General features: G+C 41.9%; 15 protein-coding genes and 1 riboswitch. Of the genes, 4 read left to right on the top strand and 11 right to left on the bottom strand.

Annotation, left to right across the window (positions count from 1 at the left end):
- Together BMW59_RS18650 and BMW59_RS18645 are read left to right on the top strand one after the other, a co-directional pair.
- Nucleotides 1–267, top strand: coding sequence for a DUF3055 domain-containing protein (locus BMW59_RS18650; RefSeq protein ID WP_093055329.1), 267 nt, complete (start codon nucleotides 1–3; stop codon nucleotides 265–267).
- Between the two features lie 79 nt (nucleotides 268–346).
- The gene (locus BMW59_RS18645; protein WP_093055327.1) at nucleotides 347–598 is read left to right on the top strand and encodes a hypothetical protein; all 252 of its coding nucleotides are present in this window, start codon (nucleotides 347–349) and stop codon (nucleotides 596–598) included.
- Nucleotides 599–662: 64 nt separating this feature from the next.
- Here BMW59_RS18645 and BMW59_RS18640 read toward each other — a convergent pair whose 3' ends face one another.
- Entirely contained in the window at nucleotides 663–956 is a 294-nt protein-coding gene (locus BMW59_RS18640; protein ID WP_093055325.1) for a YutD family protein, read from the bottom strand.
- Nucleotides 957–1,098: 142 nt separating this feature from the next.
- Here BMW59_RS18640 and BMW59_RS18635 point away from each other — a divergent pair, with 142 nt between their 5' ends.
- Nucleotides 1,099–1,701: a YhcN/YlaJ family sporulation lipoprotein gene (locus tag BMW59_RS18635; protein ID WP_093055323.1), complete on the top strand. Its 603-nt coding sequence runs from the start codon at nucleotides 1,099–1,101 to the stop codon at nucleotides 1,699–1,701.
- 77 nt (nucleotides 1,702–1,778) lie between these two features.
- Here BMW59_RS18635 and lipA read toward each other — a convergent pair whose 3' ends face one another.
- The gene (lipA, locus tag BMW59_RS18630; RefSeq protein WP_093055321.1) at nucleotides 1,779–2,657 is read right to left on the bottom strand and encodes a lipoyl synthase; all 879 of its coding nucleotides are present in this window, start codon (nucleotides 2,655–2,657) and stop codon (nucleotides 1,779–1,781) included.
- A 241-nt stretch (nucleotides 2,658–2,898) separates the two neighbouring features.
- On the opposite strand from lipA, the gene BMW59_RS18625 reads away from it, so the two are divergent.
- Nucleotides 2,899–3,906 carry a M23 family metallopeptidase gene (locus BMW59_RS18625; RefSeq protein ID WP_425441283.1) on the top strand — a complete coding sequence of 336 codons (1,008 nt, stop codon included), beginning with the start codon at nucleotides 2,899–2,901 and terminating at the stop codon, nucleotides 3,904–3,906.
- Between the two features lie 312 nt (nucleotides 3,907–4,218).
- Here the strand turns inward: BMW59_RS18625 and BMW59_RS18620 are convergent, their stop codons facing one another.
- The 9 genes from BMW59_RS18620 to sufB all read right to left on the bottom strand — a co-directional run bounded on the left by BMW59_RS18620 (nucleotide 4,219) and on the right by sufB (nucleotide 14,899).
- Nucleotides 4,219–5,562: a sodium-dependent transporter gene (locus tag BMW59_RS18620; protein ID WP_093055319.1), complete on the bottom strand. Its 1,344-nt coding sequence runs from the start codon at nucleotides 5,560–5,562 to the stop codon at nucleotides 4,219–4,221.
- Between the two features lie 325 nt (nucleotides 5,563–5,887).
- A complete protein-coding gene (locus BMW59_RS18610) occupies nucleotides 5,888–7,453 on the bottom strand; it encodes a Na+/H+ antiporter NhaC family protein (RefSeq protein WP_093055317.1) in 1,566 nt (521 codons plus the stop codon).
- 129 nt (nucleotides 7,454–7,582) lie between these two features.
- Nucleotides 7,583–7,764, bottom strand: a riboswitch (Lysine riboswitch).
- Between the two features lie 76 nt (nucleotides 7,765–7,840).
- On the bottom strand, nucleotides 7,841–8,647 hold the full coding sequence (gene yunB, locus BMW59_RS18605; RefSeq protein ID WP_093055315.1) for a sporulation protein YunB: 807 nt from the start codon (nucleotides 8,645–8,647) through the stop codon (nucleotides 7,841–7,843).
- 108 nt (nucleotides 8,648–8,755) lie between these two features.
- Nucleotides 8,756–9,241: a type 3 dihydrofolate reductase gene (folA, locus tag BMW59_RS18600; RefSeq protein ID WP_093055313.1), complete on the bottom strand. Its 486-nt coding sequence runs from the start codon at nucleotides 9,239–9,241 to the stop codon at nucleotides 8,756–8,758.
- Complete coding sequence (locus tag BMW59_RS18595; protein WP_093055311.1) at nucleotides 9,238–10,032, bottom strand: thymidylate synthase; 795 nt, start codon at nucleotides 10,030–10,032, stop codon at nucleotides 9,238–9,240. Before BMW59_RS18595 ends, folA begins: the two co-directional genes overlap by 4 nt.
- A 162-nt stretch (nucleotides 10,033–10,194) precedes the next feature.
- Nucleotides 10,195–11,601: a bifunctional metallophosphatase/5'-nucleotidase gene (locus BMW59_RS18590; RefSeq protein WP_093055388.1), complete on the bottom strand. Its 1,407-nt coding sequence runs from the start codon at nucleotides 11,599–11,601 to the stop codon at nucleotides 10,195–10,197.
- Between the two features lie 36 nt (nucleotides 11,602–11,637).
- Nucleotides 11,638–12,462: a sulfite exporter TauE/SafE family protein gene (locus BMW59_RS18585; RefSeq protein ID WP_093055309.1), complete on the bottom strand. Its 825-nt coding sequence runs from the start codon at nucleotides 12,460–12,462 to the stop codon at nucleotides 11,638–11,640.
- 87 nt (nucleotides 12,463–12,549) lie between these two features.
- Nucleotides 12,550–13,410, bottom strand: a complete 861-nt coding sequence (locus BMW59_RS18580; protein WP_177174434.1) for a DUF72 domain-containing protein — start codon at nucleotides 13,408–13,410, stop codon at nucleotides 12,550–12,552.
- Nucleotides 13,411–13,501: 91 nt separating this feature from the next.
- Nucleotides 13,502–14,899 (bottom strand): Fe-S cluster assembly protein SufB, encoded by a 1,398-nt coding sequence (gene sufB / locus BMW59_RS18575; protein ID WP_093055307.1) that lies wholly within the window; start codon nucleotides 14,897–14,899, stop codon nucleotides 13,502–13,504.
- Nucleotides 14,900–14,991 lie beyond the last annotated feature (92 nt).

Genomic DNA, 14,991 nt, shown 5'->3' with positions numbered 1-14,991 from the left:
ATGACCGAACGTTTTTTTCTGTACGATGAATCAGAAGATACAAAGACTCGTTTCGTCAGTTTTATGGGCGAATCGCAGCGTTTTGATTTAGCTATTACGACAACTAACCGCTATTACGGAAAAAAGCTTGTGTTAAATATGCAATCCAGCCGCTATGCAATTATCGGAACCGATGACCTTGACGAAGAAGGATACGTAGAACATGCTTTTCAGCTGGACGAGGAAGACGCACAGGAACTTCGTGAATTTTTATATGAAGTTATTTAACCCATAATACTTATTAGCAAACCGGTTACATGGAAAAGCACCTCTTTATCACATAATAAGTGATAAGGAGGTGCTTTTTATGGCTGATAAGAAGAAACAATATGAAGATTTTACAGCTGTAGAAAAATACAGAGAGGAAATCATTCCGGAAATAACGCCTGAAGGGGCTTACGGGGCACCTTTTGAGCCTCCGTTAGGTAAAAGCACTCCCTGGCAGCCGGGCCAAAGGGCAATCAGTGCTTTCACTTATGAAAACCGGCACTTGCATGAAGGAATGCAAAGAAAAGACCCCGGTTCCCATCCCCCTCACGATGAACCGGAGGAAAGGTAAAAAATGGGGGGACAGTCCCCCCATTTTTTACCTGAAAAAACAAGTCATCCATTGAATGACTTGTTCAGCTTTCCTTTGTTGCTTTTTCTTTCACTTTTTTAACGACAAAATAAGCGCAGCCAAAATTGCAGTACTCATACAAATATTCGGGCAGAAAGCTGATTTTAGCTTCAGGTGAGGTTTTGCGTGTTTTATCTTCAAAAAAACCTTTCAGCCTTAGCTGCTCATAACCCCAGTCCCCTACAATATAGTCATATTTATTTAATACATCGCTGTATCTTTCTTTAAACGCTTCTTCAGACCACCCGTTTCTAACCTCTTCCACCAGTTCATATGTATTTCCCTGAATACTGATCATTGTTGAAACACCTGCCTTTAGTATCTCTTTCTATATTGCCTCACTTCACTTAAAAATTCAATCTTTACCTTACTTAATGTCCATAATTTACCTTAAAAAAATATCAAAATCCTGAGCATCCTATAAAACAGGAGGTGTTTTGATGATTAAAAAATCGACATTTATTGTGGCAGGATTAACACTCTTATTAAGCCTGAATGCTGCAGGGTGCGGAAATGCCGGAAATGAAGGCCAGGCTTTTGATTTTATGCGCGGATATAAAATGGAAGAGCCAAGCCAGGCAATTAATAAAAGTAATATAGAGAATAAGGATCAATATTTACAATTTGGTTATAACCGTCAGACAAAGAATGCAGCCCAGGACCTTGAGATGCCGGGCTATGCCGTTTATGACAGACCTTTATTGGCAAAAAGCATCAGTGAAATGGCTGCAGTCATTCCTGAGGTACGCGATGCGGGAGTACTGGTAACCGACCAGTATATCCTGATTGCTTATGAAACAGCTACAAATGACCGTGTAGCAGTTGCCGATCAGGTTAAAAAGACAGCTATGTCTGTTGTACCTTCTTATTATGAAGTGTATGTAGCCGACGATCCAATCATGATGGATGAAATCGAACGCTTTGGAGGCCAATATTCAGAAAACCGTGCAGAAATGAACGCTTTACTGCAAACTATTGACCAGATGAAAACATATCCACAGGGCGAAACTGACTCCCCAAAACCTGCAGAAACGATGGAATAAACCTGTATAAAAAGGTCCCCGATACAAACTTATTTGTAATGGGGACCCTTTCCGGGTAAGCGGCAGTCACTTTTAAATTATTTTTCAGCCGCGTTTACTTGTTCATCTGCATGGTAAGAGGAACGTACCATAGGGCCTGATTCACAGTGTTTAAAGCCTTTGGACATAGCGATTTCTTTTAACTCCGCAAATTCTTCTGGTGTCCAGTACTTGACTATTTTCAAGTGGGATTTCGTCGGCTGCAGGTACTGGCCTATAGTTAAAATGTCTACATCAACTGCGCGTAAATCATCCATCGTTTCAATAATTTCTTCTTTTGTTTCTCCTAACCCAATCATCAGACTGGACTTTGTAGGAATACGCGGCTTCATTTCTTTAGAACGCCGGAGAACTTCCATTGTCCTTTCATATGTAGCTCTGGCCCGGACAGTTGGTGTTAACCTTCTGACTGTTTCCACATTATAATTAAAGATATTTGGATTAGCAGAGAGCAATGTTCGAATATTTTCTTCTCTTCCTCCCATATCTGAAGGCAACACTTCAATAGTAGTAAAAGGACTTTTTCTTCTCACAGCTCTTACAGTTTCAGCAAAAACTCCTGAGCCGCCGTCTTTTAAATCGTCTCTTGCCACTGCTGTGATGACAACATGTTTTAAGCCCATAATTTTCACAGAATCAGCTACCCGTTCAGGTTCCTGCTCATCGAGTTCAGTCGGCAGGCCTGTTTTTACAGCACAGAACCGGCAGGCTCTTGTACAAATATCGCCCAGAATCATAAAAGTGGCCGTTTTGCGCTCAGCCCAGCACTCATGGATATTTGGGCATTTCGCTTCTTCACAGACCGTATTTAATTTTTTATCTCTCATCAGCTTTTTTAGGCCTTTATATGAATCATTCGTATTCAATTTAATTTTCAACCATTCAGGTTTACGTACATGTTCTTCCTGTTTCGCCATATAATTTCACTCTCCCTTTTCGTTCCTGGATACACGTGTCGAAATTCCACTATCACGCTAGTTTTTACTTTAACATGATATAAAGGATATCTCAAAGACCTTTGCTTTTAATGAGGACGTATGAAAAAACAAGTTTTATCACAGCATATAAAAGAATCACTTCAAAACGTTTGGTCAAAAGATCTAACAACACTAATAATATCATTCCAGCCAGAAAATCTGAAGGGAGCTTACAATTGTGCTGAATAAAGTAACTGCCAGTATACTGATCACATTAACCATCTTACTCGTCTTTCCTATACCTTCAGAGGGTGCAAAATCTGATGAACTCTCTTCTGAACAGTTATATAACGAGAGGATGGCTTTATACTTAAAAACCGAAGCTGAGACATCTATTCCCTGGTATTATTTTGCTGCGGTGGACAGCTATGAACGCGGTCTCCGTCAAGCCAGAAAAGATTTACCGGAAGAAGAAGGCCTGATCGGCATTTATTTTCCGGCTGAAAAATGGGCAGGGCATATGAACCCTGACCAGGAAGACAACGATCCGGAATCAATTAAATTTTTTCAAGGGCTTGGAAAAGACGGAGATGGTGACGGAAAAGCAGACATTACTAATGACGAAGATATCTTATGGACATTCGCTTCATACCTTTCCTCGTACGGATTTAACAAAGAAGATATACGTATAGGGTTGTGGGATTATTATCAGAGAGATAAAGCTGTTGAGCTGATACTCGGCCATGCTGAAACCTATAAAACCGTCGGCTCACTGGATTTAAGTAAAAGAGCGTTCCCAGTGCCGTTACATGCTAATTACAGCTACAGAAGCACTTGGGGGAACGCAAGAGGATGGGGCGGCCGTAGAATTCATGAAGGAACAGACATTTTTGCCGGTCACGGGCTTGCAGTCCGGGCAACCACCTACGGTATTGTCGAACTAAAAGGATGGAACAAATACGGAGGATGGAGAGTAGGAATAAGGGATACAAATAATGTCTACCATTATTTTGCCCACTTAAGCGGTTTTGAAAAAGGGATCGACAGAGGAACCGTGGTAAAACCTGGAGACGTCATAGGCTATGTCGGCAGCTCAGGCTACGGTAAAGAAGGCACTCAAGGGAAGTTCCCTCCACACCTTCATTACGGAATGTACAAAGATAACGGGTTTACTGAATGGTCGTTTGACCCTTATCCTTCTTTAAGAGTGTGGGAACGGGCAGAAAGAAAAGCAAAGAAGAACAGCTGATATTTGGATACCCCCAAGTTTTAAAGACGTGCTGGAACATGAGGGTGTTTAATTCCTGTGATTGAAGAACAAAAGGCGGCGACGCCCGAGGGATTAAGCGCAGTCTGAAGATCCAATTCAACGAAGCTTTTGGCTGAGTTGGATTTAGCTGAAGGCAAGCCCCTGGGCAAGCGCCCGCCTGGCGGACTGACATACTGCTTTTGACAAAAAGAAATCCGAACAAAAATTTTGTTCGGATCTCTTTATGCTTATTATTTTTTTGTCCCAGCCTCTTCTATGGTTACTATTGTGTCATTTGAATTTTATTACTTTTTAAGAGAAAAGGTTTAAAAGTAAAATCCAGGCAATACCAGCAGGTGCAATCAGACGGATGAACCACAGCCAGACTGTTCCAATTGTAGTATCGGTTAAACCAGTCTCTTTTAATGCATCAACTTTATTCCATCCCCATCCAACAAACAGTGCGATAACCATCCCTCCCAGAGGCAGTGTGTACTGGTCAGTGATCGTGTCTATTAAATCAAGGAAAGGCAGCCCGAATAATGTAAATTCACTTAAAGGTCCACCTTGGCTTAATGCAGACGGTATCCCAAATAGTGTAACAACGATACCTGCTAGCAAAGTTGCTTTGCGACGGTTCATATTCATTTGGCGCATGACATACGACACGCTTACTTCCAACAGCGAAATAGCTGATGACAATGCTGCTATTGCTACAAGGAAGAAGAAGAGAATAGCAAAGACTGTACCACCGGTGCCCATCTGGTTAAAAACTTCCGGAAGCACTATAAAAATTAAGGCTGGCCCAGCATCAGGCTCTACAGCAAATGTGAATACTGCCGGGAAAATCACAATACCTGCGATAATCGCAAATAACGTATCAAGCACAACAACATTGCCTGCAGCACTAGGCAATTTTGTGTCTTTAGGCAAGTAACTGCTGTAAGTAATCATAGCCCCCATACCTAATGACAACGTAAAGAAGGCTTGACCGACGGCTGCAGCATAAACTGAAGGCTCACCGAAGGCACTCCAGTCAGGAGTGAAAAGGAAACTCAATCCTTCTCCTGCCCCATCAAGTGTTAAACTGTAACCTGCTAGAACAATTAAAATTATCGCTAATAATGGCATGAAAATACGATTTGACAGTTCAATACCTTTTTTAACACCAAAGAAGACAATTCCAATGACGATGGCCATAAATAAGAACTGCCAGAAGACCGGCCCTGTGGAACCACCAATAAAGTTTACGAAGAAATCAGCATAGCCTCCTTCTTCGACGGCTCCTGCAGCACCTGTTAAGTAACTGTATAGGAAATACACCACCCATCCCGCGATAACCCCATAAAAGGATAAAATCAGGAAAGAGGTTAAAACTCCCAAAATACCTCCAATTATCCACGGTTTTCCTGGTGCAATATTATTAAAGGCGCCAACGGCATCTGCCTGCCCCCGTCGTCCAATGGAAAATTCAGCAATTAATACTGGAAGACCTACAAGAAAAATACATAAAACATAAATTAATAAGAAAGCTGCTCCGCCGCTTTCCCCTGTCACATAAGAAAAGCGCCAAATATTTCCTAACCCTACCGCGGAACCCACTGCGGCTAAAATAAAGCCCATCTTAGAAGCCCATCTTTCTCTTCCGTTACTCATAGTTTTAACTCCCTTCCGTCCCTGTTTCTAGTAATGTAATTTAATCTCTTTTTACATAGGTATTAGTAACTATTCCTCCTCCCTTATTTCAACCTTCTATTAAATTATATTCCAGCTTTACTATCTTATTATAATTATCTGACAATTGAATGTAAAGTATTTTCGGAATATTCTACAAAAATCTGAATATATGCTAAATGCGTCATTTATATTAATAAACTTTGCAAAAAGTCAATGTAAATTTCTTTGAAAACATTTTTTACTTATAATTTATACAGAACGTAATAAAAAAAGCCGCATCTGGAAGATGCGACTTTTATCTATATTATTGAGCAGCTCTGTATAACTTTGATACTGCAAATTTTAATATAAACACTGATATAGCAAAAGCGGCAAAGCCTGCCAGCAAACCGGCCCATACACTTCCTGTAAATCCTAATGCAAGGAAAGACAGAATAGTTATTAAACCAACAATTAACGCATAAGGAAGTTGTGTAATCACGTGATCGATATGATGGCTGCCTGCCCCTGTGGAAGATAAAATTGTAGTATCTGAGATTGGCGAACAGTGATCCCCGAATATGGCCCCGGCAAGTACCGCGGCTAATACCGGCAGCATAAGAGAAATATCTGTCAGAGCTGCAATTTCACCTGCAATTGGAAGCATAACCGCAAACGTGCCCCAGGAAGTCCCCGTACTAAAGGCCATGAACCCTGCAATAATAAACAATAATGCAGGCAGATAAGCGAGTGGGATATGCTGGTCTACAATACTTGCTAAATACTCGCCTGTGCCAAGTTCCCCAATTATTTCTATTATGGTCCAGGCAAAAATTAAAATATATATTGCAGGAAGCATGGATTTAATGCCTGCCCACAACCCTGTGCTCAAGTTTTTTACAGGAATGCTGCGTAGCAATGAAATAACGATCGTAACTGCTAAACTGATTAACCCCCCATATAAAAGGGAAGCCGCTACATCGGTATTCTCAAATGTGGCTAATAAACTTGCCTGGCCTTCAGTAGCCTGAACACCAGTAATCACCATAAACAATACCGTACCGGCAATTAATGTTGCAATCGGCCAAATCAGGTCACCTGCATGTCCTTCTCCCACCGGTTTTGCGTCTTCACTTTCTCCCGGCGCCGGACCTTTATCTGTATCAGTCAGTTCCCCTGTTTCTATTGCACGATTCTCATGAATCCGCATTGGGCCAAAATCTAGTTTGAAATAAGCCACAGCAAACACTAAAAGAACGGCAAAGACAGCATAGAAGTTCATTGGTGCTATCAGAAGAAAAGCCTGGAGGGCTTCATATTGAGTGACTCCGTGAGTAGCCAGTATCCCGCCGATAATCGTAATAATGTATGCGCCCCAGCTTGAAATTGGAGAAACCACACAAATAGGTGCCGCTGTTGAATCCACCACGTACGCCAGTTTAGCTCTTGAAACTCTGTGGCGGTCAGTAAATGGACGGCTGACGTTCCCTACAGTAAGACTGTTAAAATAGTCGTCTATAAATATAATAAGTCCTAAAAATCCTGAAACAAATTGGGCGCCTGTTCTCGTTTTCACCTTAGTCAAGGCCCATTCACCGAATGCTCTGCTTCCTCCGGTGACAGTAATAAGGGAGGCAATCACTCCTAAAATAAGTAAAAATAATATAATATAAAATTCCCACGTGTTAATTCCCCCATCAGCGATAAATATCCCTGATACGATGGTAAAGATCTGTCCTATGGCTTCGTTTACAAACATTTCTTCCGTCTGGTTAACCATAAGAGCCCCTACAATAATCCCTATTCCCAGGGAGAACAGAACGCGTTTAGTAATAATAACCATAAGCAGCGCCAGAACCGGCGGCAGCAGCGATAATATGCCATGTTCCATTTTCGTTCCTCCTAAATAAAATATTTCCCAATTTATGGGGGGGCTGTCCCCCCATAAATTGGCATAACAAAACGGCAAGGGAGATCTCCCTTGCCGCTTCCTATGAAGTCAAGAACAGATTCCTCTCAATAGATCAGTAGTCCTCCACTAAGGTCTCCCTTCAAGTGACAGTGCTGCATTTATTCAATACAGCCCCAGCTGCTGTGTTTCGGACGAAACATCAGCGCTTCGGCAGAATTTCCTTTCAAAAACTTTCATGGCCGTCCCGGCTCCTGTCTTTTACTCTTAAATTCTGCGCCTCTACCTCATCTCTGATGAGGCACTCTGATACTTATTAATTTCTAAACCGAGAGTTAGCATAACAAAATCCTATTTATATTGCAAGCATTATTCTACAGAAAAATCTTCCTCAAATTCTTTTGGGCGCTGAATCATAGCGGGTGTCATTCCTCCTTCACCTCCCTGGCCTCCATAGAAGTCAGGAACCTCACCAGGAATCCAAACCATGGCCACTGGAATAGATGTTCTTACAACTTCCGTTTCTGTCGCAAATGGAATAACCACTTTAACATCCACTTCAATATCTACCGATACACTCATATAAGTATTGTTAATTCCAACATGCACAATGTTCTCCTTCAGCTGGGATTTTACGTCCCCGATAGCAGACAGCCGGACAGGAACACGAGGTCCGAGATGGGCCAGGAGCGCATTATTAGTAGCCTGGCCTAATGGAATCATATGGATGATGCCATCTTCAGAAAATGTTGCTCCTTCTCTCTCGACGTCAACTTTATTAGGGATACGAATATCTTTTACACGCCCGTGTTCAATATCATTTAAATAGTTTTGTACCCGCTTGGTTGTCTCCTGTAACACGCGGTTATAAATAACCGGGTTGTATTGAACAAACATCACCTTTCCATTTTCATCCCTTTCAAATTCAACCAGATCCTCCATATCCGTATCCTCAAGAATATGTCTGGAAATAGCGTCGTTAATGGCAAGTGTTCCTATTCTCTGAGTTTCGGTTTTGGCAATCGCAATCAGGGTAGGGCGGACTCCTTTTTCTACTACAATTAATCCCTGAATGGTTAAGATCACGAAAATAAGTAAAGATATCATAAACACGTATTTAAAAGGAAGAGGCCCTTTTTTCTTCCGGCTGGGCCGGACGGTGCGGAAAGCTTTCACTGGTCAATTCCCCCCTTCCTCCTATTCATATGCAGTGAATTCGGGAGATTGTACCAATAAAAAAATCTTCAGGACTATTCCTGAAGATTTTTAATATCATTACTGCTGTTATTTTTTCCGTTCATAAACCAAAAACGTATGCGGATGAGGGTTCTTCTGATCCACAGTGCCTTTTTCAGAGGAGACTGTTTCCCACTCATCCCCGTTTATTTCCGGGAAAAATGTATCCCCTTCAAAAGACGCGTCGATACGAGTGATATAAAGACGGTCGGCTTTCGAAATCAGTTTCTCATAAATAGTCGCCCCTCCAATCACAAAAAATTCTTCCTCTTCCGGCATTAAAGAACCGATATCAGCTAAGTTATGAATGACCTCCACTCCTTCAGCTGAAAAAGTTTTGTCTCTTGTCAAAACAATGTTTCGCCTGTTTGGAAGCGGCTTGCCGATGGACTCAAACGTTTTTCTTCCCATCAGAATCGGATGCCCGCTCGTTACTTTTTTAAAATGCCGTAAATCAGCTGGTAAATGCCATGGCATATCGCCGTCTTTTCCTATCACTCTTCCGTCTGAAAAGGCTGCAATCATAGAAATCATACAGATACCTCTCCTCTAATATGAGGGTGAGGATCATAACCTGAAAGCTCAAAATCGTCAATTGTAAAATCTTCAATTTTTTTCCGTTCAGGATTCAATTTCATTTCTGGTAAAGGACGCGGTTCCCTTGTTAATTGAAGCTTAACCTGCTCGATATGGTTTTTATAAATATGCGCATCTCCGAACGTATGGACAAAATCCCCCGGTTTAAGACCGCACTCTTGAGCAATCATCATAGTTAACAGCGAATAAGAAGCAATATTAAACGGCACGCCCAGGAAGACGTCTGCGCTCCTTTGGTAAAGCTGGCAGGATAATTTTCCATCAGCCACATAAAATTGAAATAAACAGTGGCAGGGAGACAGGGCCATCTTGTCTAAATCGGCTACGTTCCAGGCGTTGACGAGCAGCCTTCTTGAGTCTGGATTTGTTTTAATCTGTTCGATAACTTGTCCCAGCTGATCAATAGATTCCCCGTCCGGGGATGGCCAGGACCGCCACTGCTTCCCGTAGATCGGCCCTAAATCCCCATTGTCATCTGCCCATTCATTCCAAATCCTTACGTTATTTTCTTTCAAATAACCTATGTTTGTCTCTCCTTTTATAAACCAGAGAAGTTCATGGATAATAGCTCGCAGAGCCAGTTTTTTAGTCGTCAGGACCGGAAAGCCTTCTGCCAGATCAAATCTCATCTGATAGCCGAAAGTACTGATTGTCCCCGTTCCTGTCCGGTCATCTTTTTCAACACCATTTTTTAAAATATGTTCACAAAGGTCTAAGTAGGCCTTCATTTAATTCCCTCCATTTATAACTTTTTGCTCGTTGTAAACTAGCTGATAAGGATAATGCACTCTCTCACCAGCAAACATTTGTCAGCCGGTTCTTATCAGGGGCTGAACCGATTCTCGCACTCGCCCCTGTTCCTCTTTTCAAACTTTTCGACAACGGACATTTTATGTGGGCGAGCCATTTATTTTATTTAACTTCCATGCCAGAAGGTCTCTTAAAAATTCAGGCATATGATACTTTTTTTCGTTAATTGAACTAATAGCAGGGTAAAGCTGGCCAAACGTAAACATATCCAAAGTGGCCAGTTTGTATTTCCGGTCCCTCTGTAAAGGTGCCCCGTCTATTAACACATTCTTTTCATTAAGGTACCGGGAATTATCACTGATTGTTAAGTTGTCAAAAACCATATAGCCCAGCACTTTACCGCGGAAGCCAAAACCTTTCAAAGCAAATGTAATCATCTCTTCCTGCCTGGACTGGCGGATTGTTTCAAGCAGCCGTTCACCTGAAATCATGACTGTCGCCGGGTTAATTGGATGGGGACAGATTTCATGTAGATCCCTGACAGTCACCGGTCCTTTAGGCAGGCTTTTTAACAGGACTCCTGAATTAACCATGGAAATTTCTGCCTCACACCATTCCCTTAATGTTTCCGCAAGCATAACCGGAAATTTGCTCTTATGATACCACTCTACATCCAGGCCGGATTCCAGCACAGTTATTTGTTTATTCAGTTCCGCGCTGCTGGATAAGAGTAAGTGATTTAATGATTTTTCTGTTTCCTCATCTCTTATTCCTTCATTGACTTTAATGGACTGGACATTTTGAACAGACACCTGGAAACGGCTTTCTGTTTCTTTTTCAAACTCCAAACAAACTTCGCCTATGAATGCCCCGGATCTTCCAGACTGATTAATCCACGTGTTGTTTACCTTTTTTCCTTTTTCTAGCACATGGTGTGTATGAGCGCCTAGTATAATATCGAAGCTTGGAAAGTCGTCGGCCATTTTTTCATCTTCACTAAACCCTAAATGGGACAGGCAGATAAGAATATCAACTTTCGGACGAAGCTCGTTCACTGTGTCTTCCAGTTCACTGAAAGGGTCTGTCACTTTCCATCCGAGCGTTTCATAAAATAAGCGGAAAGGTGCGGTAACTCCTGTTACTCCTACCTTTAAACCGGACTTTAAAGTAAAAATTTTATATGGATCTGTCCACTCCGGCCTGGTTCCGTCTTTGTTCTTTAAGTTGGATAACACCACCGGAAATTGAGCCTCATCATATAAATGATCTAATTGATCTTTTGAAAATGTGATTCCTTCGTTATTTCCAATCGTCACGGCGTCATAGGCCATGTCATTTAATAATTGGACATTTCCTTTCCCTAACAGGGCATCAGTCATTGGGTGAGCCCTGTCACAATGGTCGCCAATGTCAAACAAGAGCACTTCTTCACTCTTCCTGTATGCTTCGTTCCTCCGTTCATTCAGTAGCTGTGTAACAGCCGGCCACTTATCCAGCTGGCTATGTAAATCGTTTGTATGCAATATTCTAAGGGTTTGCTTTGCCAAGGACACCACACCTTCTCCTTGGAATCTGTCTTCAGATTAGAGACTCATGATTCCTTGATAAATTAAACGTATACCTATGATAATCAAGAATACACGCAACAGTATGACTACCGTATCACTGGTCAATTTTCTGTTAATCGCTGCGCCCAGCTGGCCGCCAATCCAGGCCCCGGGGATCAAAGCCATTGCATAGTACCAGTCTACATTTCCTAAACTGATATGCGAAACAGAACTGATCAGCGCAGACAAAAAGACGAGAAACATAGAAGTAGCGACTGCCAGATGAGGCGGAAAGGCAAAAAGTATAATCATAGCCGGCACCATGAGGGAGCCGCCACCGATACCGAACAAGCCTGAAAACATCCCTACAACAAAAGCGATGGTAATCCCCACTGCCGGATGATAGCCATAGTGAACCGTTTTTCCGTATTCATTCACATAGCTTCGTTTTATGCCTTTACTGCTGCGCTTTAAAGGTTTAATGCGTTTCCTGATCATCAATACAAATGAAACAAAAATGATAAAAGCACCAAATGCAATTAAAAAAACATCCACATTAATATCTTTGTTAAGCCAGACTCCGAATAACGCGCCAGGCCCGCTTCCTGCAAAAAAGATTAAACCGCTTTTCACATCTACTTTTTTCTGTTTTAAATAGGCAAGTGTCGATGATAACCCCGTAAATATCATAATTAACAATGAAGTTCCCACCGCAACCTGGGGCGTAATGCCGCTAAAAAGCTCAGAATAATTGCTTAAAATCATTAAGGCAGGCACGATAATAATACCGCCGCCCAACCCCATTATACTGCCTGAAATGGCAGCCGCGAGCCCTAATATAAGTAATAAAATCCATTCCATTCAAATGCCTGCTTTCTAACTTTCAATTTAATACTATCTATATCGAATATTACGGAAGTTGGCTAAGGATTTCAATCCTGCTTTTTTTTACTCGTCAAATAAATTCATTTGCCTCGGTGCCAGACCTTCATACGTTATTCCTAAATCGCTTATAAATGTTTTGGCATTACCGGCCGCATGCCCGCCTGAATTATTGTTAAAAACGACATACGTTTTATTTACCTTCTGGGAGATTCGTTTTACCTTCTCTTCCAATTCTTTTAGCTCATCTTCAGAATAATCATATAAGTACCGGACTTCCCGCCAGCCTTCACCTTTAACAGGTTTATTCCATCCTGCTGTATTCCGCCCGTGGAAACGTACAAAAGCTTTCTCGTCATGTGTTGTGACGGGGACAAAAGGTATGGAACGTTCTCCTGCCTGCGGTTCATCGCATATACTGTGGATCCAGTCATCTTCTTTCAGATACTCCAGTGTTCTCTCCTTATAGTCGTCGCTGTACCAGGATTGATGGCGAAACTCAAGGGCAGCATCAAATTCTCTTAACTGCTCGCGCACATATTTTATATAATCAACGTATTTTCTCTGACAGTCATACCAGGGAGGAAACTGGCATAAAACCATTGCCAGTTTACCCGCCTCTTTAAACGGGCGTATAGCATCATTAAAAGCTTTGAACATCTCTTCCTGGGTTTTAAACGGATTCTCTCCCCGCTGATGGCCTGTCATCCCCTGGTAAGCTTTCACGACAAACTGGAAAGACGGAGGTGTTTCATTAATCCATTTTGTAATATTTTTCTCAGGAGGCACAGCATAAAAAGAGGAATCGAGTTCAACGACAGGAAAATGCCCCGCGTAAGCTTCAAGCTTTTTTGATGGTGAGCTTATGCCTTCGTATAATATGCGGTGATCTCCCCAGCCCGTAACACCTACGTTTATCTGACTCAATTTCTTTCACCTCTCTCATATAATTTTAAAAATGGTTAAAAACATAAAGGCGAACCCGGCCCGGCCGGATTCGCCTTTTATTATATCAGTATTAGCCGATAGAACCTTCCATTTCGAACTTAATCAGTCGGTTCATTTCAACAGCGTATTCCATTGGCAGTTCTTTCGTAAATGGTTCAATGAATCCCATAACGATCATTTCAGTCGCTTCCTGCTCTGATACTCCGCGGCTCATCAGGTAGAAAAGCTGCTCTTCAGATACTTTGGATACTGTCGCTTCGTGTTCAAGCGTAATATCGTTATTTAGAATTTCATTGTAAGGGATCGTATCTGATGTGGATTCATTATCCATAATCAGAGTATCACACTCAATGTTTGCCTTGGATCGCTCTGATTTCCGACCAAAGTGGCAGATTCCGCGGTAGGTTACTTTACCGCCCTGCTTGGAAATAGATTTAGAAACGATTGTAGAGGAACAATCAGGCGCCAGATGGTGCATTTTAGCACCGGCATCCTGGTGCTGCCCTTTTCCTGCAATCGCAATGGAAAGAACGTTTCCGCGTGCTCCGCGGCCTTTCATCACAACTGCCGGATATTTCATCGTAAGCTTGGATCCGATATTTCCGTCTACCCATTCCATAACGGCGTTTTCTTCAGCTACCGCACGTTTAGTAACAAGGTTAAAGACGTTAGGTGCCCAGTTTTGAATAGTAGTATAACGGCAATAAGCATCTTTTTTAACAATGATTTCAACGACCGCACTGTGAAGCGAGTTCGTTGTGTATACCGGTGCCGTACACCCTTCCACATAATGGACAGAGCTGTCTTCATCCGCAATAATCAGCGTACGTTCAAACTGTCCCATATTTTCGGAATTAATTCTGAAGTAAGCCTGCAACGGCTGCTCCGTCTTAATACCTTTAGGCACATAAATGAAAGAACCGCCGGACCATACGGCTGAATTTAAGGCAGCAAATTTATTATCGGAAGGAGGAATAACTGTTCCAAAATGCTCTCTGAAAATTTCCTCGTCTTCTCTTAATGCAGTGTCTGTATCCTTGAAAATGATACCAAGATCTTCAAGGTCTTCCTGCATGTTGTGGTAAACCACTTCTGATTCATACTGCGCAGAAACACCTGCGAGATATTTTTGCTCTGCTTCAGGAATACCTAATTTATCAAACGTATTCTTAATCTCCTCAGGTACTTCATCCCATGAGCGCTCAGATTTCTCTGATGGTTTCACGTAATACGTGATCTCGTCAAAATCCAGCTCAGCTAAATTACCGCCCCATTGAGGCATAGGCATTTTATAAAACTGTTCTAAAGATTTCAAACGGAAGTCGAGCATCCATTGAGGTTCTTCTTTCATTCGGGAAATTTCCTCAACGATTTCACGAGTCAACCCTTTTTTAGAACGGAATATCGAAACGTCTTTATCCGAAAAGCCGTATTGATATTCACTGATTTCCGGCATTTTTTTAGCCATGTGAAACCCTCCTTGTAGAATAGCGGCAACAAGGTCCGCCTTCAAAAAACTTTATAAAATAAACGGTTGCGAACGATTGACTGCACTTTAGT

This window comes from Salipaludibacillus aurantiacus, from assembly GCF_900111295.1.
Classification (GTDB): Bacteria; Bacillota; Bacilli; order Bacillales; family Salisediminibacteriaceae; genus Salipaludibacillus; species Salipaludibacillus aurantiacus.
Note: the sequence above shows the minus strand (reverse complement) of the source record. Positions and strands in the feature narration are given on the sequence as shown.

Bases quoted from the DNA above. Each gene is read 5' to 3' on its own strand.
- BMW59_RS18650 (WP_093055329.1), top strand. From the start codon at position 1: ATGACCGAACGTTTTTTTCTGTACGATGAATCAGAAGATACAAAGACT.
- BMW59_RS18645 (WP_093055327.1), top strand. From the start codon at position 347: ATGGCTGATAAGAAGAAACAATATGAAGATTTTACAGCTGTAGAAAAA.
- BMW59_RS18640 (WP_093055325.1), bottom strand. From the start codon at position 956: ATGATCAGTATTCAGGGAAATACATATGAACTGGTGGAAGAGGTTAGA.
- BMW59_RS18635 (WP_093055323.1), top strand. From the start codon at position 1,099: ATGATTAAAAAATCGACATTTATTGTGGCAGGATTAACACTCTTATTA.
- lipA (WP_093055321.1), bottom strand. From the start codon at position 2,657: ATGGCGAAACAGGAAGAACATGTACGTAAACCTGAATGGTTGAAAATT.
- BMW59_RS18620 (WP_093055319.1), bottom strand. From the start codon at position 5,562: ATGAGTAACGGAAGAGAAAGATGGGCTTCTAAGATGGGCTTTATTTTA.
- BMW59_RS18610 (WP_093055317.1), bottom strand. From the start codon at position 7,453: ATGGAACATGGCATATTATCGCTGCTGCCGCCGGTTCTGGCGCTGCTT.
- folA (WP_093055313.1), bottom strand. From the start codon at position 9,241: ATGATTTCTATGATTGCAGCCTTTTCAGACGGAAGAGTGATAGGAAAA.
- BMW59_RS18595 (WP_093055311.1), bottom strand. From the start codon at position 10,032: ATGAAGGCCTACTTAGACCTTTGTGAACATATTTTAAAAAATGGTGTT.
- BMW59_RS18585 (WP_093055309.1), bottom strand. From the start codon at position 12,462: ATGGAATGGATTTTATTACTTATATTAGGGCTCGCGGCTGCCATTTCA.
- sufB (WP_093055307.1), bottom strand. From the start codon at position 14,899: ATGGCTAAAAAAATGCCGGAAATCAGTGAATATCAATACGGCTTTTCG.